The sequence below is a fragment of the Streptomyces sp. NPDC044003 genome, assembly GCF_056435185.1.
This window is the reverse complement of sequence record NZ_JBWKFA010000005.1, coordinates 272,174-295,752: the sequence shown is the minus strand read 5'-3', so window position 1 is coordinate 295,752 and position 23,579 is coordinate 272,174. Positions and strand designations below refer to the sequence as shown.

General features: G+C 71.1%; 22 protein-coding genes. 19 read left to right on the top strand and 3 right to left on the bottom strand.

Going from position 1 to position 23,579, the window contains the following annotated elements; genetic code table 11:
- The first annotated feature begins 253 nt into the window (after positions 1 to 253).
- The 13 genes from AC07AW_RS21775 (at position 254) to AC07AW_RS21715 (ending at position 13,182) form a co-directional block, all read left to right on the top strand.
- A complete protein-coding gene (locus tag AC07AW_RS21775; protein ID WP_478817128.1) occupies positions 254 to 889 on the top strand; it encodes an MBL fold metallo-hydrolase in 636 nt (211 codons plus the stop codon).
- Between the two features lie 11 nt (positions 890 to 900).
- Positions 901 to 1,443 (top strand): hypothetical protein, encoded by a 543-nt coding sequence (locus AC07AW_RS21770; protein ID WP_478817127.1) that lies wholly within the window; start codon positions 901 to 903, stop codon positions 1,441 to 1,443.
- Between the two features lie 114 nt (positions 1,444 to 1,557).
- Complete coding sequence (pdxS, locus tag AC07AW_RS21765; RefSeq protein WP_189804419.1) at positions 1,558 to 2,472, top strand: pyridoxal 5'-phosphate synthase lyase subunit PdxS; 915 nt, start codon at positions 1,558 to 1,560, stop codon at positions 2,470 to 2,472.
- 6 nt (positions 2,473 to 2,478) lie between these two features.
- Positions 2,479 to 3,066 carry a pyridoxal 5'-phosphate synthase glutaminase subunit PdxT gene (gene pdxT / locus AC07AW_RS21760; RefSeq protein WP_478817126.1) on the top strand — a complete coding sequence of 196 codons (588 nt, stop codon included), beginning with the start codon at positions 2,479 to 2,481 and terminating at the stop codon, positions 3,064 to 3,066.
- 63 nt (positions 3,067 to 3,129) lie between these two features.
- Positions 3,130 to 3,882, top strand: a complete 753-nt coding sequence (locus AC07AW_RS21755) for a YebC/PmpR family DNA-binding transcriptional regulator (RefSeq protein WP_478817125.1) — start codon at positions 3,130 to 3,132, stop codon at positions 3,880 to 3,882.
- Positions 3,883 to 4,052: 170 nt separating this feature from the next.
- Positions 4,053 to 4,604, top strand: coding sequence for a crossover junction endodeoxyribonuclease RuvC (gene ruvC / locus AC07AW_RS21750; protein WP_189804416.1), 552 nt, complete (start codon positions 4,053 to 4,055; stop codon positions 4,602 to 4,604).
- Positions 4,601 to 5,233 (top strand): Holliday junction branch migration protein RuvA, encoded by a 633-nt coding sequence (gene ruvA, locus AC07AW_RS21745; protein ID WP_478817124.1) that lies wholly within the window; start codon positions 4,601 to 4,603, stop codon positions 5,231 to 5,233. Before ruvC ends, ruvA begins: the two co-directional genes overlap by 4 nt.
- Positions 5,234 to 5,265: 32 nt before the next feature.
- Entirely contained in the window at positions 5,266 to 6,357 is a 1,092-nt protein-coding gene (gene ruvB, locus AC07AW_RS21740) for a Holliday junction branch migration DNA helicase RuvB (protein WP_478817123.1), read from the top strand.
- Between the two features lie 165 nt (positions 6,358 to 6,522).
- Positions 6,523 to 6,996: a preprotein translocase subunit YajC gene (gene yajC / locus AC07AW_RS21735; RefSeq protein ID WP_478817122.1), complete on the top strand. Its 474-nt coding sequence runs from the start codon at positions 6,523 to 6,525 to the stop codon at positions 6,994 to 6,996.
- A 144-nt stretch (positions 6,997 to 7,140) separates the two neighbouring features.
- On the top strand, positions 7,141 to 8,898 hold the full coding sequence (secD, locus tag AC07AW_RS21730; RefSeq protein ID WP_478817121.1) for a protein translocase subunit SecD: 1,758 nt from the start codon (positions 7,141 to 7,143) through the stop codon (positions 8,896 to 8,898).
- Between the two features lies 1 nt (position 8,899).
- On the top strand, positions 8,900 to 9,970 hold the full coding sequence (gene secF / locus AC07AW_RS21725; RefSeq protein WP_478817120.1) for a protein translocase subunit SecF: 1,071 nt from the start codon (positions 8,900 to 8,902) through the stop codon (positions 9,968 to 9,970).
- Entirely contained in the window at positions 9,967 to 10,518 is a 552-nt protein-coding gene (locus AC07AW_RS21720) for an adenine phosphoribosyltransferase (protein ID WP_478817119.1), read from the top strand. Before secF ends, AC07AW_RS21720 begins: the two co-directional genes overlap by 4 nt.
- A gap of 201 nt (positions 10,519 to 10,719) precedes the next feature.
- Positions 10,720 to 13,182: a RelA/SpoT family protein gene (locus tag AC07AW_RS21715; RefSeq protein ID WP_478817118.1), complete on the top strand. Its 2,463-nt coding sequence runs from the start codon at positions 10,720 to 10,722 to the stop codon at positions 13,180 to 13,182.
- Between the two features lie 70 nt (positions 13,183 to 13,252).
- Here AC07AW_RS21715 and AC07AW_RS21710 read toward each other — a convergent pair whose 3' ends face one another.
- Both AC07AW_RS21710 and AC07AW_RS21705 read right to left on the bottom strand, forming a co-directional pair.
- Positions 13,253 to 14,482 (bottom strand): DUF349 domain-containing protein, encoded by a 1,230-nt coding sequence (locus AC07AW_RS21710; RefSeq protein ID WP_478817117.1) that lies wholly within the window; start codon positions 14,480 to 14,482, stop codon positions 13,253 to 13,255.
- 198 nt (positions 14,483 to 14,680) lie between these two features.
- A complete protein-coding gene (locus tag AC07AW_RS21705; protein WP_478817116.1) occupies positions 14,681 to 15,475 on the bottom strand; it encodes a peptidylprolyl isomerase in 795 nt (264 codons plus the stop codon).
- Between the two features lie 162 nt (positions 15,476 to 15,637).
- Here AC07AW_RS21705 and AC07AW_RS21700 point away from each other — a divergent pair, with 162 nt between their 5' ends.
- From AC07AW_RS21700 to rpsD, 5 genes are all read left to right on the top strand, one after another.
- On the top strand, positions 15,638 to 16,345 hold the full coding sequence (locus AC07AW_RS21700; RefSeq protein WP_369143169.1) for an MBL fold metallo-hydrolase: 708 nt from the start codon (positions 15,638 to 15,640) through the stop codon (positions 16,343 to 16,345).
- An 8-nt stretch (positions 16,346 to 16,353) separates the two neighbouring features.
- A complete protein-coding gene (gene hisS / locus AC07AW_RS21695; RefSeq protein ID WP_478817115.1) occupies positions 16,354 to 17,616 on the top strand; it encodes a histidine--tRNA ligase in 1,263 nt (420 codons plus the stop codon).
- Positions 17,617 to 17,748: 132 nt separating this feature from the next.
- A complete protein-coding gene (locus AC07AW_RS21690) occupies positions 17,749 to 18,375 on the top strand; it encodes a vitamin K epoxide reductase family protein (RefSeq protein WP_478817114.1) in 627 nt (208 codons plus the stop codon).
- A 42-nt stretch (positions 18,376 to 18,417) separates the two neighbouring features.
- The gene (locus AC07AW_RS21685) at positions 18,418 to 19,773 is read left to right on the top strand and encodes a replication-associated recombination protein A (RefSeq protein ID WP_478817113.1); all 1,356 of its coding nucleotides are present in this window, start codon (positions 18,418 to 18,420) and stop codon (positions 19,771 to 19,773) included.
- A 342-nt stretch (positions 19,774 to 20,115) separates the two neighbouring features.
- Positions 20,116 to 20,730, top strand: coding sequence for a 30S ribosomal protein S4 (rpsD, locus tag AC07AW_RS21680; RefSeq protein ID WP_015032311.1), 615 nt, complete (start codon positions 20,116 to 20,118; stop codon positions 20,728 to 20,730).
- A 31-nt stretch (positions 20,731 to 20,761) separates the two neighbouring features.
- Here the strand turns inward: rpsD and AC07AW_RS21675 are convergent, their stop codons facing one another.
- Positions 20,762 to 22,978, bottom strand: coding sequence for an ATP-binding protein (locus AC07AW_RS21675; protein WP_478817112.1), 2,217 nt, complete (start codon positions 22,976 to 22,978; stop codon positions 20,762 to 20,764).
- 158 nt (positions 22,979 to 23,136) lie between these two features.
- On the opposite strand from AC07AW_RS21675, the gene AC07AW_RS21670 reads away from it, so the two are divergent.
- Entirely contained in the window at positions 23,137 to 23,574 is a 438-nt protein-coding gene (locus tag AC07AW_RS21670) for a DUF948 domain-containing protein (RefSeq protein ID WP_478817111.1), read from the top strand.
- The last annotated feature ends 5 nt before the right edge of the window (positions 23,575 to 23,579 follow it).

Genomic DNA, 23,579 nt, shown 5'->3' with positions numbered 1-23,579 from the left:
GCGGGCCAGCCCCGGTGCCCGTGTGGGCAATCGTCCCGCTGGGGCGGGACGGGTGGGCACACGGGACGGCGCCCCCTAGCGGCGCCTCCGCGTTCCGCGCCCTGGCCCGCACCCCAGCGGCGGTGCACAACGTGGTGCGGGTTCAGGCGCGGGAGCCTCTGGCGCCGGCAAGGGCGCCGTTCCGTTGTGCCCACCCGTTCCGCCCCGGGCGGAACGCATGCCCACAACGGGGAGCCGGGGGCAGGCTGCTCCCATGGAAGCGATCACCCGGCTCGACCTCGGGCACCTCACCCGCCCCGCCCAAGAGTGGGGCGGCCCACGCGCCCGCGTGGAGCCCGTTCTCGGGTATCTCGTGCGGCACGCGGGCGTGCGGCTGCTCTTCGACACCGGGATCGGGACCGGGTCCCCGGAGACCGACGCGCACTACCGGCCCGTCCGGCACCCGCTGCCCGTCGGCCCGGGCGACGTCGACCTCCTCGTCAACTGCCACCTGCACTTCGACCACATCGGCGGCAACCGGCGATTCCCGACCACCCCCGTCCTCGTCCAGCGCACCGAGCTCGCCCAGGCCCGCGCCGGCGCGTACACGATCGACGAGCTGCTGCCCGGCGTCCGGTACGAGGAGCTCGACGGCGAGCACGAGATCGCGCCGGGGATGCGGATCGTGCCCACGCCCGGTCACACCGAAGGCCATCAGTCCCTCGTCCTCGACCACGGCGACCGCGTCACGGTCCTCGCGGGTCAGGCGTACGACTTCGCCCACGAGTTCGGGAGCCCGTACCTCCCCTGGCTCGACCGGCTCGGCGAGCTCGCCGACGGCCGTCCCGCGCGTGTCCTGTTCGCCCATGACCGTGACCTTTGGGAAGGTGTGCTGCCCCCGCCCCGGTAGCCTGTGCGCCCGTGACCGAAACCCTGATCTGGACCGTCGTCGCGCTGATCCTCATCGGCGTCTATCTGAGCTGGACCGCCGGGCGGCTCGACCGGCTGCACTCGCGCATCGACGCCGCCCGCGCCGCCCTGGACGCGCAGCTCCTGCGCCGTGCCTCGGTCACCCAGGAGCTCGCCACCTCCGGCGTCCTCGACCCCGCCGCCTCGATCGTGCTGTACGAGGCCGCGCACGCCGCCCGGCAGGCCGAGGAGGACCAGCGGGAGGTGGCCGAGAGCGAGCTGAGCCAGGCGCTGCGGGCCGTCTTCGGCGAGCCCGAGCAGGTGGAGCTCGTACGGGCGGCGCCGGGCGGCGAGGAGGCCGCGGGGGAGCTGGCCGCTTCCGTCCGCCGGGTCCCGATGGCCCGCCGCTTCCACAACGACGCCGTCCGCGCCGCCCGCGCCCTGCGCCGTCACCGCAAGGTCCGCTGGTTCCGGCTTGCGGGCCACGCGCCCTTCCCGCTGGCCTTCGAAATGGACGACGAGCCGCCCGTTGCCCTTGCCGATCGCCCGGCCTGACGCTCGTAACCTGGGAAAACGATCCACCGGGTCCACATTGGCCCTTGATGTGGACCGCAGGTGGCCTGTTTCCTCATCTTGTCGTCAACCCCCGTTGTCACGAGTGAGGTATCCGTGTCCACCACGCCTTCCACCACCTTCCAGTCCCCCGAGACCGGCACCGCGCGCGTGAAGCGCGGCATGGCCGAGCAGCTCAAGGGCGGCGTGATCATGGACGTGGTCAACGCCGAGCAGGCGAAGATCGCCGAGGACGCCGGCGCCGTGGCCGTCATGGCCCTGGAGCGGGTCCCCGCGGACATCCGCAAGGACGGCGGCGTCGCCCGCATGTCCGACCCGAACATGATCGAAGAGATCATCGGCGCGGTCTCCATCCCGGTCATGGCCAAGTCCCGCATCGGCCACTTCGTCGAGGCCCAGGTCCTGCAGTCCCTCGGTGTCGACTACATCGACGAGTCCGAGGTCCTGACCCCGGCCGACGAGGTCAACCACTCCGACAAGTGGGCCTTCACGACCCCCTTCGTCTGTGGTGCCACCAACCTGGGCGAGGCCCTGCGCCGCATCGCCGAGGGCGCGGCCATGATCCGCTCGAAGGGCGAGGCCGGCACCGGCAACGTCGTCGAGGCCGTCCGCCACCTCCGCCAGATCAAGAACGAGATCGCCAAGCTGCGCGGCTTCGACAACAACGAGCTGTTCGCCGCCGCCAAGGAGCTCCGCGCCCCGTACGAGCTCGTCAAGGAGGTCGCCGAGCTCGGCAAGCTGCCGGTCGTGCTGTTCTCCGCCGGTGGTGTCGCCACCCCCGCCGACGCCGCGCTCATGCGCCAGCTCGGCGCCGAGGGCGTCTTCGTCGGCTCCGGCATCTTCAAGTCGGGCGACCCGGCCAAGCGCGCCGCCGCCATCGTGAAGGCCACCACCTTCTACGACGACCCGAAGGTCATCGCGGACGCCTCCCGCAACCTGGGCGAGGCCATGGTCGGCATCAACTGCGACACCCTCCCCGAGTCCGAGCGCTACGCGAACCGGGGCTGGTAAGCACCCATGAGCACGCCCGTAATCGGTGTCCTGGCCCTCCAGGGCGACGTACGGGAGCACCTGATCGCCCTGGCCGCGGCTGACGCCGTGGCCAGGCCGGTCCGGCGCCCCGAGGAGCTCGCCGAGGTCGACGGCCTGGTCATCCCCGGTGGCGAGTCCACCACGATCTCCAAGCTGGCCGTCCTCTTCGGCCTGATGGAGCCGCTGCGCGAGCGCATCGCCGCCGGCATGCCCGTGTACGGCACCTGCGCCGGCCTGATCATGCTCGCCGACAAGATCCTCGACCCGCGCTCGGGCCAGGAGACCTTCGGCGGCATCGACATGATCGTCCGCCGCAACGCCTTCGGGCGGCAGAACGAGTCCTTCGAGGCCGGTGTGACCGTGGCGGGGATCGACTCTCCCGTCGAGGGCGTCTTCATCCGCGCCCCGTGGGTGGAGTCCGTCGGCGCCCAGGTCGAGGTGCTCGCCGAGCACGAGGGCCACATCGTCGCGGTCCGCCAGGGCCGGGTCCTCGCGACCTCCTTCCACCCCGAGCTCACCGGTGACCACCGCATCCACGAGCTGTTCGTGGACATGGTGCGCGCGGAACGGTGACACGATCCCGGTAGGATCTCTGGGGTTCGTTCAAGAAGTGGGTTACGCGAAGGAGACAGGCAGATGTCCGGCCACTCTAAATGGGCTACGACGAAGCACAAGAAGGCCGTGATCGACGCCAAGCGCGGCAAGCTCTTCGCGAAGCTGATCAAGAACATCGAGGTCGCGGCCCGCACCGGCGGTGCCGACCCGGACGGCAACCCGACGCTCTACGACGCCATCCAGAAGGCGAAGAAGAGCTCGGTCCCGAACAAGAACATCGACTCCGCGGTGAAGCGCGGCGGCGGCCTCGAGGCCGGCGGCGTCGACTACGCCACGATCATGTACGAGGGCTACGGCCCGAACGGTGTCGCGGTGCTCATCGAGTGCCTCACCGACAACCGCAACCGCGCGGCCTCCGACGTGCGCGTCGCCATGACCCGCAACGGCGGCTCCATGGCGGACCCGGGCTCGGTCTCGTACCTGTTCAACCGCAAGGGCGTCGTCGTGCTCCCCAAGGGTGAGCTGTCCGAGGACGACGTCCTGGAGTCGGTGCTCGAGGCCGGCGCCGAGGAGGTCAACGACCTCGGTGAGTCCTTCGAGATCATCAGCGAGGCCACCGACCTGGTCGCGGTCCGTACCGCCCTCCAGCAGGCCGGCATCGACTACGACTCGGCCGAGTCCAGCTTCGTCCCGACCATGCAGGTCGAGCTCGACGAGGAGGGCGCGCGCAAGATGTTCAAGCTGATCGACGCCCTGGAGGACAGCGACGACGTGCAGAACGTCTTCGCCAACTTCGACGTCAGCGACGAGGTCATGGAGAAGGTCGACGCCTGATCGCGGACCTTCCGAGCAGCGGGCCGACGGGACACACCCCGTCGGCCCGCCGTCGTTGTCAGAGGCGCCTATTAGCCTGGGGCCGCAACCATGCATTGAGGAACCACGACGGCGAGTGCCACCTCCGCGAGAGCGGCGGCGGTTCAGCCGCAAAGAGGGGAGGGGACGGCGTGCGCGTACTCGGGGTGGACCCCGGGCTGACCCGGTGCGGCGTCGGCGTCGTCGAGGGCGTCGCCGGCCGGCCCCTCACCATGCTCGGCGTCGGCGTGGTCCGCACGGCCGCGGACGCCGACATCGGCGTCCGCCTCGTCGGCATCGAGCGTGGCATCGAGGAGTGGCTGGACCGCTTCTCTCCCGAACTCGTCGCCGTGGAGCGGGTGTTCAGCCAGCACAACGTGCGTACGGTGATGGGCACCGCCCAGGCCAGCGCGGTCGCCATGCTCTGCGCCTCCCGGCGCGGCATCCCCGTCGCCCTGCACACCCCCAGCGAGGTCAAGGCCGCCGTCACCGGCAGCGGCCGCGCCGACAAGGCCCAGGTCGGGGCCATGGTGACCCGGCTCCTCCGGCTCTCCGCCCCGCCCAAGCCGGCCGACGCCGCCGACGCCCTCGCCCTCGCCATCTGCCACATCTGGCGGGCCCCCGCCCAGAACCGTCTGCAACAGGCCGTCGCCCAGCACGCCGCTGCCCGGCCCGTCACCGCGCTGAAAGGCCGTACCCGATGATCGCCTTCGTGAGCGGCCCGGTCGCCGCCCTCGCCCCCACGACCGCCGTCGTCGAGGTCGGGGGAGTGGGCATGGCCGTCCAGTGCACCCCGAACACCATCGCGGGACTGCGCCTCGGTGAGCACGCCCGGCTCGCCACCTCCCTGGTCGTACGGGAGGACTCCCTCACCCTGTACGGCTTCGCCGACGACGACGAGCGGCAGGTCTTCGAGCTCCTCCAGACCGCCAGCGGCGTCGGCCCCCGCCTCGCCCAGGCCATGCTGGGGGTGCACAGCCCCGACGCGCTGCGCCTCGCCGTCGCCACCGGCGACGAGAAGGCCCTCACCGCCGTCCCCGGCATCGGCAAGAAGGGCGCCCAGAAGCTCCTCCTCGAACTGAAGGACAAGCTCGGCGCCCCGCTGGGCAGCAGCGGCCTGGTCGGCGCCCAGCGTGCCGCCGCCGCGGGCCCCGCGCCGTGGACCGAGCAGCTGTCCGCCGCCCTGATCGGCCTCGGCTACGCGAGCCGCGAGGCCGAGGAGGCCGTCAGCGCCGTCACCCCGCAGGCCGAGGCCGCCCTCGCCGAGACCGGCTCCGCCCCCGTGCCCCAGCTGCTGCGCGCCGCGCTGCAGACCCTGAACCGCGCCCGCTGACCGCCCGTACGAACGAGAAGGCAACCACCACCGTGAACTGGGACGACGACAGCACCGCCGAGCCGGACGCGCGGATCGTCGGCGCCTCCGCCGAGGGCGACGACCAGGCCGTCGAGGCGGCCCTGCGCCCCAAGGACCTCAGCGAGTTCGTCGGCCAGGAGAAGGTCCGCCAGCAGCTCGACCTCGTCCTCAAGGCCGCCCGCCAGCGCGGTGCCACCGCCGACCACGTCCTGCTCTCGGGCGCGCCCGGCCTCGGCAAGACCACCCTCTCGATGATCATCGCGGCGGAGATGAACGCCCCGATCCGCATCACCTCGGGCCCCGCCATCCAGCACGCCGGCGACCTCGCCGCGATCCTCTCCTCCCTCCAGGAGGGCGAGATCCTCTTCCTCGACGAGATCCACCGGATGTCCCGGCCCGCCGAGGAGATGCTCTACATGGCGATGGAGGACTTCCGCGTCGACGTCATCGTCGGCAAGGGCCCCGGCGCCACCGCCATCCCGCTGGAACTCCCGCCCTTCACCCTCGTCGGCGCCACCACCCGGGCCGGACTCCTGCCGCCGCCGCTGCGCGACCGCTTCGGCTTCACCGCCCACATGGAGTTCTACGACCCGTCCGAGCTCCAGCGCGTGATCCACCGCTCCGCCGGACTCCTCGACGTCGAGATCGACCCCGACGGCGCCGCCGAGATCGCCGGCCGCTCCCGCGGCACCCCCCGCATCGCCAACCGCCTGCTGCGCCGGGTCCGGGACTACGCCCAGGTGAGGGCCGACGGAGTGATCACCAGAGAGGTCTCCGAGGCGGCCCTCAGCGTGTACGAGGTGGACAGCCGCGGCCTCGACCGGCTCGACCGCGCGGTCCTGCAGGCCCTGCTCAAGCTCTTCGGCGGCGGACCGGTCGGTCTGTCCACCCTCGCGGTCGCCGTGGGGGAGGAGCGCGAGACTGTCGAGGAGGTCGCCGAACCCTTCCTCGTACGCGAAGGACTGCTGGCCCGCACACCCCGTGGCCGGGTCGCCACTCCGGCGGCATGGACGCATCTCGGACTCGTTCCGCCGCAGGCAGCGGGCCCGAGCGCCGCAGGGTACGGCACAGGAACGGGACAACAGGGGCTCTTCGGGGCGTGACGGTGTCGACACTCGCCCGGACCGGAACCAGGGTGCGATGCTGGACGTTGTTCCATCGATGCGGACTCGCCTAGACTCCGCCGTTGCCGCCCTTTCTGGTCGGCGCGCCCACCCCCGAAGATCAGGCCGCGGGTTCTCCGCGACCGTGCGAAGGAAACCCGTCCCGTGAGCATCGTGACCCTCCTCCCCTTCATCGTCCTCATCGGGGCCATGTTCCTGATGACCCGCTCTGCCAAGAAGAAGCAGCAGGCGGCGGCGCAGATGCGCAACGAGATGCAGCCCGGCACCGGCGTACGGACGATCGGGGGGATGTACGCCACCGTCAAGGAGATCGGCGACGAGACCGTTCTCCTCGAGGTCGCGCCGGGCGTGCACGCGGTCTACGCCAAGAACGCCATCGGCGCGGTCCTGGAGGACTCCGAGTACAACCGGATCGTCCACGGCGACGACGAGGAGTCGGACACCGACACCGTCGTCCCGGACGACGCCTCCTCGCTGACCGAGGCCGCCGAGGCCACGGACGCGGAGACCGCCGAGGACGCGCCGAAGGCCGACCTGACGAAGAAGTCGGACGCGGCCGAGGCCGCCGCCGAGGGTCAGAAGGACGGCAAGGCCGACGGCGAGACCGACGCGAAGTAGTCGCGGCCGGGGACCGCGCGCACGCCCACCGGCGGGCGCGGTCCCCGGAACGGTTCCACGTCTGCGGGGGCAGGTCCCCACACACACTTCGTGGCCGTCTCACGCATACCCGGCGTGAGGCGGTTGGACAGGGAGATACGACAGGTGGCAGCACCGAAGAAGGGCCGAGGGCCGGCGGGGGGACAGAGCCGTCCGGGCCGCGCCCTGGCAATCATCCTGATCGCCATGGTCGCACTCACCGGCGGGATGTTCTGGTCGGGGCACACCACCCCGCGCCTCGGCATCGACCTCGCCGGCGGCACGTCGATCACGCTCAAGGCGAAGGCCGAGCCCGGCCAGGAGTCGGCGGTCAACGAGACCAACATGAACACGGCGGTCGGCATCATCGAGCGCCGTGTCAACGGTCTGGGTGTCTCCGAGGCCGAGGTTCAGACGCAGGGCGCCGAGAACATCATCGTCAACATCCCTCGCGGGACGAACGAGAAGCAGGCCCGCGAGCAGGTCGGCACCACCGCCCAGCTCTACTTCCGGCCCGTTCTCGCCGTGACGAGCGGCGCGCCCCAGCCGGCACCGAGCGCCACGACCTCGGGTTCCCCCTCGGCCACGCCGAAGCCGAAGTCCTCCGCTTCCGGCGCCACCGCGGGTGAGAAGTCGGCCACCCCGACGGCCACCGCCTCCACGCAGGGCCGTGCGCTCACCGAGGCCCTCAAGGCCCCGAGCCCGACGCCCACCGCGAGCTCCTCCGCGAAGCCGAAGGCCACCGGGACCCCGCAGGCGACCCCGAAGCCCGACCCGGCCACCGCGGCGCTGCAGCAGAAGTTCGCCACGCTGAACTGCCTCGACCCCAAGGCGCGCGCCGCCGCCGGCCAGGGCGTCAAGGCGTCCGAGCCCACCGTGGCCTGTGGCGAGGACTCCCCGGGCGTGTGGTCGAAGTACCTCCTCGGCCCGGCCGAGGTCGACGGCAAGGACGTCTCGGACGCCAAGGGCGTTCTCGACCCGCAGCGCGGTATGTGGATCGTCACCATGGACTTCACGGACGGCGGCTCCAAGAAGTTCCAGTCGATCACCGGCAAGCTCTCCCAGCAGGCCGACCCGCAGAACCGCTTCGCGATCGTCCTGGACGGCGACGTCGTCTCGGCGCCCTCCGTGCGTCAGACGCTCAGCGCCAGCGCGGAGATCTCCGGCAACTTCAACCAGCAGTCGGCCCAGGACCTCGGCAACATCCTGTCCTACGGTGCCCTGCCGCTCACGTTCCAGACCCAGAGCGTCGACACCGTCACCGCCGCGCTCGGCGGGGACCAGCTGCAGGCCGGCCTCATCGCCGGTGCCATCGGTCTCGCCCTGGTCATCATCTACCTGGTCGCCTACTACCGCGGCCTGTCGCTGATCGCCATCCTCAGCCTCGCCGTCTCCGCGCTCCTCACCTATGTGCTCATGGCCCTGCTCGGCCCGGCCATCGGCTTCGCGCTGAACCTGCCGGCCGTCTGCGGCGCCATCGTCGCCATCGGTATCACCGCGGACTCGTTCATCGTCTACTTCGAGCGCATCCGCGACGAACTCCGCGAGGGTCGCAGCCTCAAGCCGGCCGTCGAGCGCGCCTGGCCGCGCGCCCGCCGCACGATCCTGGTCTCCGACTTCGTGTCGTTCCTGGCCGCGGCGGTGCTGTTCATCGTGACCGTCGGCAAGGTGCAGGGCTTCGCGTTCACGCTCGGCCTGACCACCCTGCTCGACATCGTCGTGGTGTTCCTCTTCACCAAGCCGGTCATGACGCTGCTCGCCCGGACCAAGTTCTTCGGCAACGGTCACAAGTGGTCCGGCCTGGACCCGAAGCGGCTCGGCGCCAAGCCGCCGCTGCGCCGCACCCGCCGTGCCCACGCCCCCGTCGACGCGAAGGAGGCGTGAGATGTCGAAGCTCGGCGATCTCGGCGCCCGGCTCCACCGCGGTGAGGTCGGTTACGACTTCATCGGCAACCGCAAGATCTGGTATGGCCTGTCCATCCTGATCACCATCACCGCCATCGTCGCCCTGGCCGTCCGCGGCCTCAACATGGGCATCGAGTTCCAGGGCGGAGCCGTCTTCACCACCCCGAAGTCGGAAGTCTCCGTCAGCCAGGCGCAGGAGTACGCGGAAGAGGCCTCCGGCCACGACGCGATCGTCCAGAAGCTCGGCAACGGCTCCCTGCGCATCCAGGTCGGCGGCCTCGACACCGCCAAGTCCGACCAGGTCCGCGCGGAGCTCTCCAAGGACCTGAACGTCCCCGAGGAGAAGATCGCGGCCGAGCTCGTCGGCCCCAGCTGGGGTGAGCAGATCGCCACCAAGGCCTGGACCGGCCTCGGGGTCTTCATGATCCTCGTGGTGATCTACCTGGCCATCGCCTTCGAGTGGAGAATGGCGGTCGCGGCACTCGTCGCCCTCATCCACGACCTCACGATCACGGTGGGCATCTACTCCCTGGTCGGCTTCGAGGTCACCGTCGGTACGGTCATCGGTCTGCTGACGATCCTCGGCTACTCGCTGTACGACACCGTCGTCGTCTTCGACTCCCTCAAGGAGCAGACGAAGGACATCACGAAGCAGACCCGCTTCACCTACAGCGAGCTGGCCAACCGCTCGATCAACGGCACCCTGGTCCGTTCGATCAACACCACCGTCGTCGCGCTGCTCCCGGTCGCCGGCCTGCTCTTCATCGGTGGCGGCGTCCTCGGCGCCGGCATGCTCAACGACATCTCGCTGTCGCTGTTCGTGGGTCTCGCCGCCGGTGCGTACTCCTCGATCTTCATCGCCACCCCGCTCGTTGCGGACCTCAAGGAGCGCGAGCCGTCGATCAAGGCGCTCAGGAAGCGCATCCTGGCCAAGCGCGCCAGCGACGCCGCCAAGGGCGAGTCGCTGGACGCGGCGGACGACCTGTCCGCCGAGGCCGCCGTCGTCGGCCCCCGGGCCGGCCGTCGCGGCTCCCAGGAGCGCCGAGGATGACCGCCGAGGCCCAGGGCGTCACCGAGCTCCTGCTCAGCCGCATCCGTGACGTCCCCGACTACCCGAAGCCGGGCGTGCTGTTCAAGGACATCACGCCGCTGCTCGCGGACCCGGCGGCGTTCACGGCGCTGACCGACTCCCTCGCCGCGCTGTGCTCCGCGCACGGCGCGACGAAGATCGTCGGCCTGGAGGCCCGCGGCTTCATCCTGGCCGCCCCGGTGGCCGTCCGCGCGGGCCTGGGCTTCATCCCGGTCCGCAAGGCCGGCAAGCTCCCCGGGGCCACGCTCCGCCAGGCGTACGAGCTGGAGTACGGCACCGCCGAGATCGAGGTGCACGCCGAGGACCTGGCCGCGGGCGACCGCGTCATGGTCATCGACGACGTCCTCGCCACCGGTGGCACGGCCGAGGCCTCCATCGAGCTGATCCGCCGCGCGGGCGCCGAGGTCGCGGGCGTCGCCGTCCTCATGGAGCTCGGCTTCCTCCCGGGCCGCGCCCGGCTGGAACCGGCCCTGGGCGATGCGCCGCTCACGGCGCTGATCACGGTCTGACATCGGGGTTCACCCCGATCGGGGCGCTCCGGGGAATCCCCGGGGCGCCCCTTCGCGTTCTCCCGTACGTCCCCCGGAACCGAGGCGCTGCCCGCCCGGGAGCCGTCCGAAACCCGGGCGCGTGAGCACGGGCACGGTTGGCTCGATACCATGGCCTTTCCGGGCCTGACCGGGGGACCCGGCACCGCACGAGGAGCGCTCTTGCCAGACGAGGCCCAGTCACTCTCCGCCGCGCAGCCCGACCCGAAGGCCGAGAAGGCCGCGCCGGGGGCCGGCACGCCCCAGAACAAGCCAGCGGAGACCGGGCCCACGCCTGCTGCGCCCGCCCCCGCGCCCGCCGCCCCCGAGCGGCCCGCGCCCGCCCGCTCGGGCGGCTCGTCCAACCGCGTCCGCGCCCGCCTCGCCCGGCTCGGCGTCCAGCGCTCCTCCCCGTACAACCCGGTCCTCGAACCGCTGCTGCGGATCGTCCGCTCCAACGACCCCAAGATCGAGACGGCGACGCTCCGCCAGGTCGAGCGGGCCTACCAGGTCGCCGAGCGCTGGCACCGCGGCCAGAAGCGCAAGAGCGGCGACCCGTACATCACGCACCCGCTCGCCGTCACCACGATCCTCGCCGAGCTCGGCATGGACCCGGCGACCCTGATGGCCGGACTGCTCCACGACACCGTCGAGGACACCGAGTACGGCCTGGAGGACCTGCGCCGCGACTTCGGCGACCAGGTCACGCTCCTCGTCGACGGCGTCACCAAGCTCGACAAGGTCAGGTTCGGCGAGGCCGCGCAGGCCGAGACCGTCCGCAAGATGGTCGTCGCCATGGCCAAGGACCCGCGCGTCCTGGTCATCAAGCTCGCCGACCGCCTGCACAACATGCGCACCATGCGCTACCTCAAGCGGGAGAAGCAGGAGAAGAAGGCCCGCGAGACCCTCGAGATCTACGCGCCCCTGGCCCACCGCCTGGGCATGAACACCATCAAGTGGGAACTGGAGGACCTCGCCTTCGCGATCCTCTACCCCAAGATGTACGACGAGATCGTCCGGCTCGTCGCCGAGCGCGCCCCCAAGCGGGACGAGTACCTCGCCATAGTGACCGACGAGGTCCAGGCCGACCTGCGGGCCGCCCGCATCAAGGCCACCGTCACCGGCCGCCCCAAGCACTACTACAGCGTCTACCAGAAGATGATCGTCCGCGGCCGTGACTTCGCGGAGATCTACGACCTGGTCGGCATCCGCGTCCTCGTGGACACCGTCCGCGACTGCTACGCGGCCCTCGGCACCGTCCACGCGCGATGGAACCCGGTCCCCGGCCGGTTCAAGGACTACATCGCGATGCCGAAGTTCAACATGTACCAGTCGCTGCACACGACGGTCATCGGGCCCAACGGCAAGCCCGTCGAGCTCCAGATCCGGACCTTCGACATGCACCGGCGCGCCGAGTACGGCATCGCCGCGCACTGGAAGTACAAGCAGGAGGCCGTCGCCGGCGCCTCCAAGGTCCGCGCCGACGTGCCGAAGAAGGCCGGCAAGGACGACCACCTCAACGACATGGCGTGGCTGCGCCAGCTCCTCGACTGGCAGAAGGAGACCGAGGACCCCAGCGAGTTCCTGGAGTCCCTGCGCTTCGACCTCTCCCGCAACGAGGTCTTCGTCTTCACGCCGAAGGGCGACGTCATCGCGCTGCCCGCCGGCGCCACCCCCGTCGACTTCTCGTACGCGGTCCACACCGAGGTCGGCCACCGCACGATAGGGGCGCGGGTCAACGGGCGGCTCGTGCCGCTCGAATCGACCCTCGACAACGGCGACCTGGTCGAGGTCTTCACCTCCAAGGCCGCCGGCGCCGGGCCCTCCCGCGACTGGCTGGGCTTCGTCAAGTCCCCGCGCGCCCGCAACAAGATCCGCGCCTGGTTCTCCAAGGAGCGCCGCGACGAGGCCATCGAGCAGGGCAAGGACGCCATCGCGCGGGCCATGCGCAAGCAGAACCTGCCGATCCAGCGGATCCTGACCGGTGACTCCCTCGTCACCCTCGCCCACGAGATGCGCTACACCGACATCTCCTCGCTGTACGCGGCGATCGGCGAGGGCCATGTCACCGCCCAGTCCATCGTGCAGAAGCTGGTCCAGGCGCTCGGCGGCGAGGAGGCCGCCACCGAGGACATCGAGGAGGCCGCCCCGCCGACCCGAGGCCGGTCCAAGCGCCGCTCCAGCGCCGACCCCGGTGTCGTCGTCAAGGGCGTCGAGGACGTCTGGGTGAAGCTGGCCCGCTGTTGCACGCCCGTGCCCGGCGACCCGATCATCGGGTTCGTCACCCGGGGCAGCGGCGTATCGGTTCACCGCAGCGACTGCGTCAACGTGGAGTCGCTGTCCCGCGAGCCGGAGCGGATCCTGGAGGTCGAGTGGGCCCCGACCCAGTCCTCGGTCTTCCTCGTCGCCATCCAGGTCGAGGCCCTGGACCGCTCCCGGCTCCTCTCCGACGTCACCCGGGTCCTCTCGGACCAGCACGTCAACATCCTCTCGGCGGCCGTCCAGACCTCCCGCGACCGGGTGGCCACCTCCCGCTTCACCTTCGAGATGGGCGACCCGAAGCACCTGGGCCACGTCCTGAAGGCCGTACGGGGCGTGGAGGGCGTCTACGACGTCTACCGCGTGACCTCGGCCCGCCGGCCGTAACAGCACCCACGAGGAAGGCCCCCGGCGCGATGCCGGGGGCCTTCCTCGTACGCGAGAAGGAGCTACGGCATCAGCCGCCGAACTCCTCCAGGCCCTTCAGCGCCTGGTCGAGCAGGGCCTGACGGCCCTCCAGCTCACGGGCCAGCTTGTCGGCCTTGGCGTCGTTGCCGGCGGCACGGGCCGCGTCGATCTGCTTGCGCAGCTTCTCCACGGCGTCCTGGAGCTGACCGGTCAGACCGGCGGCACGCGCACGCGCCTCCGGGTTCGTCCGGCGCCACTCGGCCTCCTCGGCCTCCTGGATCGCCCGCTCCACCGTGTGCATCCGGCCCTCGACCTTGGGACGGGCGTCACGCGGGACGTGGCCGATGGCCTCCCAGCGCTCGTTGAGGGAACGGAAGGCGGCGCGCGCAGCCTTCAGGTCCGTCACCGGCACCAGCTTCTCGGCCTCGGTCGCGAGCTCCTCCTTCAGCTTGAGGTTCTCGGTCTGCTCCGCGTCCCGCTCGGCGAAGACCTCGCTGCGCGCCGCGAAGAAGACGTCCTGGGCGCCGCGGAAGCGGTTCCACAGGTCGTCCTCGTGCTCGCGCTGGGCCCGGCCGGCCGCCTTCCACTCCGCCATCAGCTCGCGGTAGCGGGCCGCCGTGTTGCCCCAGTCGCTGGAGTTCGACAGCGACTCCGCCTCGGCGACCAGACGCTCCTTCGCCTTGCGGGCGTCCTCGCGCTGGGCGTCGAGCGACGCGAAGTGCGCCTTGCGCCGCTTCGAGAACGCCGAGCGGGCGTGCGAGAAGCGGTGCCACAGCTCGTCGTCGGACTTGCGGTCGAGCCGGGGAAGGCCCTTCCAGGTGTCCACGAGCGCCCGCAGCCGCTCGCCCGCCGAGCGCCACTGCTCGCTCTGGGCCAGCTCCTCGGCCTCGGTGACGAGCTTCTCCTTGGCGTTGCGCGCCTCGTCGGTCTGCTTGGCCTTCTGGGCCTTGCGCTCCTCGCGGCGCGAGTCCACCGACTCGACGAGCTTGTCGAGACGGGTCGCGAGCGCGGCCAGGTCACCGACGGCGTGGTGCTCGTCGACCTGCTGCCGGATGTGCTCGATCGCCGCGGTGGCGTCCTTCGCCGAGAGGTCGGTGGTCCTCACCCGCTTCTCGAGGAGGCCGATCTCGACAACCAAGCCCTCGTACTTGCGCTCGAAGTAGGCCAGGGCCTCCTCAGGGGTGCCGGCCTGCCACGATCCGACGACCTTCTCGCCCTCGGCCGTCCGCACGTACACGGTGCCCGTCTCGTCGACACGGCCCCACGGGTCGCTGCTCACAGCGCCTCCTCACCATGATGCCGTCGCGGGGTCGTACCCCCGGGCATCGTCCACAGTTTCCCGGCGGGCCTCGCCCGCCATCGCAGCGCGGCCGACGGCCCACGCTGCACAACGCCAATCTAGGCGAACGGCGGCCCGGCTGTCCGCACTCAGCGCGACCGAGATTGGACGGTCACGCGCGCGTGCGGACGAGCGGGCTCACTTCTTCGTGACGGTCGCCTTCTCGATGGTGACCGGCTTCTTCGGGGCGCCGTCCGTGGCGCCGCCCTCGACACCGGCCTTCGCCACGTCCTGGACCGCCTTCAGGCCCGCCGCGTCGATCTTCCCGAAGGGGGTGTAGGCCGGCGGCAGCTTGGTGTCCTTGTAGACGAGGAAGAACTGCGAGCCGCCTGTGCCCGGCTGCCCCGTGTTGGCCATGGCGACCGTGCCGGCCGGGAAGGTGACCGTGCCGTCCGCGCCCGCCTTGCCGAGGGCGGTCAGGTTCTCGTCGGGGATCGTGTAGCCCGGGCCGCCGGTGCCGTCGCCCTTGGGGTCGCCGCACTGGAGCACGTAGATGCCGTCCGTCGTGAGGCGGTGGCACTTGGTCCCGTCGAAGTACTTCTTGTCGGCGAGGTGCTTGAAGGAGTTCACCGTGTGCGGCGTCTTCGCCGCCTCCATGGTGATCGTGATCTCGCCCTCGTTGGTCTTCAGGGCCATGGCGTACGTGGCCTTCTGGTCCACGGTCAGCTTCGGCTCCGGGCTCGCCGACTCGCTCTCCGTGGGCGCCGGGGTGGTGGGCGTGTCGCTCGCCACGTTGTCCGAGCCCTTCGAGGAGTCGTCCGTCAGCGCCACGGAGGCGTAGACGGCGCCGCCCGCGGCCAGCACCACCGCGAGGGCAGCCGCGATGACGGTGTTGCGGCGCTTCGCCTTGCGCCGGTTCTCCTCCCGCCGCTGCTGCTGCCGCGCGTACTTCTCCCTGGCAAGCTGCCGCCGCCGCTGATCGCTGGTGACCACCGGGTCCGCTCCTGTCGCTCGGTTGTTCCTGTCCTGGCCGGATGTGCCCGTACCGTATACGGGTTGGCTGTGGAACCGGCACCGCCGGTAGGCTCTGATCTGCCGCATTCCGTGTTTCCACGAGTTCCGCGCCCGCGTGCCGGACGACAACTAAGGACGAACGTGCTGATTGCCGGGTTCCCCGCCGGGGCCTGGGGGACCAACTGCTATCTGGTCGCCCCCGCCGCAGGCGAGGAGTGCGTGATCATCGACCCGGGCCACCAGGCCACCCAGGGTGTCGAGGAGACGCTGAAGAAGCATCGGCTCAAGCCCGTCGCCGTCGTCCTCACCCATGGACACATCGACCACGTCGCCTCCGTCGTCCCGGTGTGCGGCGCCCATGACGTCCCCGCGTGGATCCACCCGTCCGACCGCTACATGATGAGCGACCCGGAGAAGGCCCTCGGCCGCTCCATCGGGATGCCTCTCATGGGCGAGCTGACCGTGGGAGAGCCCGACGACGTGCGTGAGCTCACCGACGGCTCCCAGCTGAAGCTCGCCGGTCTGGAGTTCTCCGTCGCCCACGCGCCCGGTCATACCAAGGGGTCGGTGACCTTCCGGATGCCCGAGACCACGGAGATCCCCTCCGTGTTCTTCTCCGGGGATCTGCTGTTCGCCGGCTCCATCGGACGCACCGACCTTCCCGGCGGTGACATGGACGAGATGCTCGCGTCGCTGGCCCGCGTGTGCCTGCCGCTCGACAACTCGACCGTGGTGCTGTCGGGACACGGTCCCCAGACGACCATCGGCCAGGAGCGCGCCACGAACCCCTACCTGCGGGACGTGGCAGCCGGCCTCGGGAGCACGGACGCTCCCCGACGAGGAATGTGACGACTTTCGTGAGCACCTTCAAGGCCCCCAAGGGCACGTACGACCTGATCCCGCCCTACTCCGCCAAGTACCTGGCGGTCCGGGACGCGATCTCCGGACCGCTGCGCAAGTCCGGCTACGGCTACGTCGAGACCCCCGGCTTCGAGGACGTGAACCTCTTCGCCCGCGGCGTCGGCGAGTCCACCGACATCGTCAGCAAGGAGATGTACGCCTTCGAGACCAAGGGCGGCGACAAGCTCGCCCTGCGTCCCGAGGGCACCGCCTCCGTGCTGCGCGCCGCCCTGGAGGCGAACCTCCACAAGCAGGGCAACCTGCCGGTCAAGCTCTGGTACTCCGGCTCGTACTACCGCTACGAGCGCCCGCAGAAGGGCCGCTACAGGCACTTCTCCCAGGTCGGCGCCGAGGCGATCGGTGCCGAGGACCCGGCGCTCGACGCCGAGCTGATCATCCTGGCCGACGAGGCGTACCGCTCGCTGGGCCTGCGGAACTTCCGCATCCTGCTGAACTCGCTCGGCGACAAGGAGTGCCGCCCCGTCTACCGGGAGGCCCTGCAGAACTTCCTGCGTGGGCTCGACCTGGACGAGGAGACCCTGCGCCGCGCCGAGATCAACCCGCTGCGCGTCCTGGACGACAAGCGCGAGGCCGTGCAGAAGCAGCTGACGGACGCGCCGCTCCTGCGTGACTACCTGTGCGACGCGTGCAAGGCGTACCACGAGGAGGTGCGCGCCCTGATCACCGCGGCGGGCGTCGTCTTCGAGGACGACCCGAAGCTGGTGCGCGGCCTCGACTACTACACCCGGACCACCTTCGAGTTCGTCCACGGCGGTCTCGGCTCGCAGTCGGCGGTCGGCGGCGGCGGCCGCTACGACGGCCTCTCCGAGATGATCGGCGGCCCCGCGCTGCCGTCGGTGGGCTGGGCGCTCGGCGTGGACCGCACGGTCCTCGCCCTGGAGGCGGAGGGCGTCGAGCTCGACATCCCCGCCGCCACCAGCGTCTTCGCCGTCGCCATCGGCGAGGAGGCCCGCCGTCTCCTCTTCGGCAAGGTCACCGAGCTCCGCAGGGCCGGCGTCGCCGCCGACTTCTCCTTCGGCGGCAAGGGCCTCAAGGGCGCCATGAAGGACGCCAACCGCTCCGGTGCCCGCCTCGCCGTCGTCGCCGGTGAGCGCGACCTCGCCGAGGGCGTCGTGCAGCTCAAGGACATGGAGACCGGCGAGCAGCAGGCCGTCGCCCTGGACGAGCTCGTCGACGCCGTACGGGCCAAGCTGGCCTGATCCGCCGTAAGGAAGGGCCCGGACCACACCCTGGTCCGGGCCCTTCCTTATCTCCCGCGAACGGCCGGACGACAGGTCGGTGTTGCAGAATGACCGTGCCCACAAGGCCGGTCGAGCGAGGGAAAAGGTGACATGGCGAAGGCAGCGGTGGACGAGGTCGGCTCCGGCCGGGACGGCGGCGGCACGATCGGGGCGAGCCGGGCCTTCTCGTGGCTCCTCGTGATCACCGGAGCGGCCGGACTGCTCGCCTCCTGGGTCATCACCATCGACAAGTTCAAGCTTCTCGAGGACCCCAACTTCACCCCGGGCTGCAGCCTCAACCCGATCGTCTCCTGCGGCAACATCATGAAGAGCGAGCAGGCCTCGGCCTTCGGCTTCCCCAACCCGATGCTCGGCCTCGTCACGTACGCCATGGTGATCGCGATCGGCGTGGGCCTGCTCGCCGGGGCCCGCTACCGCCGCTGGTACTGGCTCGGCCTCAACGCCGGCACCCTCTTCGGCGTCGGCTTCTGCACCTGGCTGATGTACCAGTCGCTGTACGAGATCAACTCGCTCTGCCTGTGGTGCTGCCTCGCCTGGGTCGCCACCATCGTCATGTTCTGGTACGTGACCTCGCACAACGTGCGCCTCGGCGTGATCCCCGCCCCCGGCGGCCTGAAGACCTTCTTCGACGAGTTCACCTGGATCCTGCCGGTCCTGCACATCGGGATCATCGGCATGCTGATCCTGACCCGCTGGTGGGACTTCTGGACCAGCTGACGGAGACCGGGCTGTCAGTGCGGTGACCTAGGCTTCATCACTGTGGAGCCCGACCTCTTTACCGCAGCAGCCGAAGACCGCCAGGAGAAGGACCCGGCCAGCAGCCCGCTGGCCGTCCGGATGCGCCCCCGCACCCTCGACGAGGTGGTGGGCCAGCAGCACCTGCTCAAGCCCGGATCGCCGCTGCGCCGACTCGTCGGGGACGGGGACGGCGGCCCCGCCGGCGCCTCCTCGGTGATCCTCTGGGGCCCGCCGGGAATCGGGAAGACGACCCTGGCGTACGTCGTGTCGAAGGCGACGAACAAGCGCTTCGTGGAGCTGTCCGCGATCACCGCCGGCGTCAAGGAGGTCCGGGCCGTCATCGACGGCGCCCGGCGCGCGGTGGGCGGCTACGGCAAGGAGACCGTCCTCTTCCTCGACGAGATCCACCGCTTCTCCAAGGCCCAGCAGGACTCGCTCCTGCCGGCCGTCGAGAACCGCTGGGTGACGCTGATCGCCGCCACCACCGAGAACCCGTACTTCTCCGTCATCTCCCCGCTCCTCTCCCGCTCCCTGCTCCTCACCCTGGAGCCGCTGACCGACGAGGACCTGAAGGGCCTGATGGCCCGGGCGCTCACCGGCGAGCGGGGGCTCGGCGGGGCCGTGACCCTGCCGGAGGACGCCGAGGCGCACCTCCTGCGCGTCGCCGGCGGCGACGCCCGCCGGGCCCTGACCGCCCTGGAGGCGGCGGCGGGCGCGGCGATCGCCAAGGGCGAGCCGGAGATCACCCTCCAGACCGTCGAGGAGACCGTCGACCGCGCGGCCGTGAAGTACGACCGGGACGGCGACCAGCACTACGACGTGGCCAGCGCGCTCATCAAGTCGATCCGCGGCTCGGACGTGGACGCGGCCCTGCACTACCTGGCGCGGATGATCGAGGCGGGGGAGGACCCGCGCTTCATCGCCCGCCGTCTGATGATCTCCGCGAGCGAGGACATCGGCGTCGCCGACCCCAACGCCCTGCCGATCGCCGTCGCCGCCGCCCAGGCCGTCGCCATGATCGGCTTCCCCGAGGCGGCCCTCACCCTGAGCCACGCCACCATCGCCCTGGCACTGGCCCCGAAGTCGAACTCCGCGACGACCGCGATCGGCGCCGCCTTGGCCGACGTCCGCAACGGGCTCGCGGGCTCGGTCCCCCCGCACCTGCGCGACGGCCACTACAAGGGCGCGGCCAAGCTGGGCCACGCCCAGGGGTACGTGTACCCCCACGACGTACCGGGCGGCATCGCGGCCCAGCAGTACGCCCCGGACTCGATCCACGGCCGCCAGTACTACGAGCCGACGCGCCACGGAGCGGAGGCGAGATACGCGGACGTGGTGGAGCGGGTGCGCGAGCGGCTGAAGGGCGAGGGGGGCTGACACCGGGCACCTCGCGGACCCGGTACACTTGCCTGGATTGCTGCGTCCCGTGACCGACCTCGGTCGGCACCACCAGAACGGGACAGTCAGCCGGAGACCCGGCCCTCGGGCGGGGTTTCCAGGAGCGTCGCGCACCTTCGAAGGTGTCGCGGGCCACCCATCACCACCCGGATTTCCGGGAGCGGCGATGGGTCGTTCGCGTGCTGCACGTATGTGCCCAGACCTGGGAGCGGCTGCCCGGCAGGTCCGTCCCCGGACGGACCAGACGGGTTTCCCGGGCTGCGGATGCGACCTCCCCTAACCCTGGTGAAGCCGTATTCGTTCAGATAGAGAGGTTGGTTCATGCCGAACCAGTCCCGTCCCAAGGTCAAGAAGTCGCGTGCCCTCGGCATCGCGCTGACCCCGAAGGCCGTCAAGTACTTCGAGGCCCGCCCCTACCCGCCGGGCGAGCACGGCCGTGGCCGCAAGCAGAACTCGGACTACAAGGTCCGTCTGCTCGAGAAGCAGCGTCTGCGCGCCCAGTACGACATCAGCGAGCGCCAGATGGCGCGCGCCTACGACCGCGCCAAGAAGGCCGAGGGCAAGACGGGCGAGGCGCTGGTCGTCGAGCTCGAGCGTCGCCTCGACGCCCTGGTCCTGCGTTCGGGCATCGCCCGCACCATCTACCAGGCCCGCCAGATGGTCGTGCACGGTCACATCCAGGTCAACGGTGGCAAGGTCGACAAGCCGTCGTTCCGTGTCCGTCCGGACGACGTCGTCATGGTCCGCGAGCGCAGCCGCACCAAGCCGCTGTTCGAGATGGCCCGTGAGGGTGGCTTCGCCGCCGACGGCGAGACCCCGCGTTACCTGCAGGTCAACCTGAAGGCCCTGGCCTTCCGCCTCGACCGCGACCCGAACCGCAAGGAAATCCCGGTCATCTGCGACGAGCAGCTGGTCGTCGAGTACTACGCCCGCTGATCTCAGCAATGGCGTAGCACCCGCGCGGTGTTCAGCCCGCCGCTTCCCCGCCCTTACCGGTGGGGGAGCCGGCGGGCTTCCGCGTTCCCGGGACCCCCGCCGACCTGGCCGTACGGAACGGACGCGGGGCCGCCGCATCCGCGCGGCCGCCGAGGGCCGGATCCCGGCGCCTCGCGAGCGCCCGCTCCACGACCTCGTCGAGCGGGAGACCCCGGCCCTCCTGGACCGCGACGCCGAACGCCTCCACACCCAGGGCCTCCGCCGCCCGCTGCTCGCACAGCGCCCGCGGCCCGTCGAAGGCCTCCGAGCCGAAGAGGCGGATGCCCACCGTGTCCCACACCGGCACCACGGCGCCCTGGAGGACCGCCGCCTCCGCCGGATCCCCCTCGCTGACCGTCACGAGCGCGAGCAGCTCGATCGCCAGGACGAGACCGACCAGGTCACGGAAGGTGTGGTTGATCGAGACGCACTCGGTGAGCAGCTCCCGCGCCTCCCCGAACGCGTCCCGGGTCCACGCCGAGTACGCCAGGACGTAGAGGGCGTAGGCCCGGGTCCAGAGCTCCCCGCGCTCCTCGCAGACCTCCCGGACCTCGCGGCAGATCGCGACCGCCCCCTCCAGATCGCCCCGGAAGGCCCGGGCCATCGCCACCTCGACCTGGCCCATCAGCACGTTGCTGTTCAGCTCGCCGAGCTCCCGGTAGGAGTCCAGGGCCCGCCCGATCAGCGACTCGGCCCGGGGCAGATCGTCCGAGAGCAGCGCCAGACAGCCCATCCGGTGCGTCGCGTACGCCTCCGCCAGCGCGTTCCGCGAGGACCGGGCCCGCTCCCCGCACTCGTGGAGCGCCGCCACCGCGGCCGTGCCGTCCCCCTGCAGGACCGCCACGTACCCGAGCACCCACAGCGCCTTGAGCCGGGCCTCCTCGTGCCCGGACTCCAGCGCGAGCGCCCGCTCCAGCCAGTGCCGGCCCTCCGAGAGGCGCCCGCAGCCGACCCAGGCGAACCAGAGCGTGCCCGCCAGGTGCTGCGCGAGATGGGCGTCCTCCGGGAGTTCGAGGCACAGGTCGAGCGCCGCCCGCAGATTGGGCAGCGCCGCGTCCGTACGGGCCGCCACCTCCGGCTGGCGGGGGCTGAACCACTCCAGCTCGCACCAGGTGGCGAGCCCCATGTACCAGTCGCGGTGCCGCCGCCGCATCCGCTCCGTGTCGCCGAGCGCCGCCAGCCACTCCGCCCCGTACGCGGCGACCGTGTCCAGAAGCCGGTAGGCGGGGCCCGCGGGCGTGTCCTCCCGCGACACCAGCGACTGCGCGAGCAGGCCCCCGAGATGGTCGAGGATCCGCTCGGGCGGCAGCTCCCGGCTCCCGCACACGTACTCCACCGCCTCCAGGTCGAAGGGGCCGGCGAACACCGAGAGCCGCGCCCACAGCAGCCGCTCCTCGGGGGTGCACAGCTCGTGGCTCCAGCCGATCGCGGTGCGCAGCGTCTGATGGCGGGGGAGGACCCCGCGCTCGCCGTCCGTCAGGAGCCGGAAACGGTCGTCGAGACGGTGCAGCATCTGTTCCACGGAGAGCAGCGGAAGGCGACCGGCCGCGAGTTCGAGGGCGAGCGGGATGCCGTCGAGCCGCCGGCACAGCTCCTTGACGGCCGCGGCACCGGGCTCCGGGGCCAGGACCGTCCCCGTACCCGGGACGAGCGAGGCCGCCGGGTGCACCGGCACCACCGGCGCGCCCGCCTCCGCCGCCCGCTCCGCGAGCAGCGCCACCGCGTCCGCCTCGTCCATCGGGGCCAGCGGGAACACGGCCTCGCCCGCGATCCGCAGCGGCCGCCGGCCGACGGCGAGCACGGTGAGACCGGGCGCGTGGGCGAGGAGCTCCCGCACCAGCGGCGCACAGCTCTCCACCAGGTGCTCGAAACCGTCCACGACCAGCAGCATGCGCCGCTCCGCGAGGTGCTCGACAAGCACCTCGCGCGGTGCCTTCGGCGTGTGGTCGGTCAGCCCGAGCGCCTCGACCAGGGCGTACGCGACCAGGTCCGGGTCGCGTAGCGGCGCCAGCTCGGCGAGCCGGACCCCTTCGCCGTAGCGTTTCTGCGCTCCCGCGGCAGCCCGCAGCGCAAGACGTGTCTTGCCGACCCCGCCGACGCCCACGACCGTGACCAGGCGGGATGTCTCGAGGAGCGCCGTCAGTGCGGCCTGCTCGGCGGCCCGTCCGACGAACCGGTTCAGCTCCGCCGGTAGATTGCTCCGTCGCATGGGACACGGAGCGTACTCACCCGCACGCGCTCCGTACAATCGGGTTGCCGCAACTCCCGTCCCACGGGCGGTAATGCGGTACGGCAGGACAGCCCGGGCGCGATAGGGTCGGGAGACGACTTTTCACAAGGCCCAACGACAGCAGAGAGCGGTGCACAGTGACCGGTGGAGAGGTTGCCGGGATCCTGGTGGCCGTGTTCTGGGCGATCCTCGTCTCCTTCCTCGCCGTGGTGCTGGTGAGGCTGGCGCAGACGCTCAGGGCGACCACCAAGCTGGTGGCGGACGTGACCGAGCAGGCCGTTCCCCTGCTGGCCGACGCCTCTGCGACCGTGCGCTCGGCGCAGACCCAGCTCGACCGGGTCGACGCCATCGCCTCGGACGTCCAGGAGGTCACCTCCAACGCCTCCGCGCTGTCCACGACCGTCGCCTCCACCTTCGGCGGCCCGCTCGTCAAGGTGGCCGCCTTCGGCTACGGCGTCCGCAAGGCGCTCGGCCGGGGCCGTGACGCGCAGGACGCGCCGCGGAGCGCTGTCAGCCGTACTGTGATCGTCGGCCGTACCGTGCCGTCCTCGCGACGCCGGAAGCAGAAGGGCTGAGCCGC

What these genes read in the sequence shown, in the direction of transcription:
- secF (WP_478817120.1), top strand. Translation starts at nt 8,900, where the DNA reads ATGTCGAAGCTCGGCGATCTCGGCGCCCGGCTCCACCGCGGTGAGGTC.
- AC07AW_RS21690 (WP_478817114.1), top strand. Translation starts at nt 17,749, where the DNA reads ATGGCGAAGGCAGCGGTGGACGAGGTCGGCTCCGGCCGGGACGGCGGC.
- ruvA (WP_478817124.1), top strand. Translation starts at nt 4,601, where the DNA reads ATGATCGCCTTCGTGAGCGGCCCGGTCGCCGCCCTCGCCCCCACGACC.
- AC07AW_RS21775 (WP_478817128.1), top strand. Translation starts at nt 254, where the DNA reads ATGGAAGCGATCACCCGGCTCGACCTCGGGCACCTCACCCGCCCCGCC.
- AC07AW_RS21755 (WP_478817125.1), top strand. Translation starts at nt 3,130, where the DNA reads ATGTCCGGCCACTCTAAATGGGCTACGACGAAGCACAAGAAGGCCGTG.
- pdxT (WP_478817126.1), top strand. Translation starts at nt 2,479, where the DNA reads ATGAGCACGCCCGTAATCGGTGTCCTGGCCCTCCAGGGCGACGTACGG.
- AC07AW_RS21675 (WP_478817112.1), bottom strand. Translation starts at nt 22,978, where the DNA reads ATGCGACGGAGCAATCTACCGGCGGAGCTGAACCGGTTCGTCGGACGG.
- rpsD (WP_015032311.1), top strand. Translation starts at nt 20,116, where the DNA reads ATGCCGAACCAGTCCCGTCCCAAGGTCAAGAAGTCGCGTGCCCTCGGC.
- AC07AW_RS21720 (WP_478817119.1), top strand. Translation starts at nt 9,967, where the DNA reads ATGACCGCCGAGGCCCAGGGCGTCACCGAGCTCCTGCTCAGCCGCATC.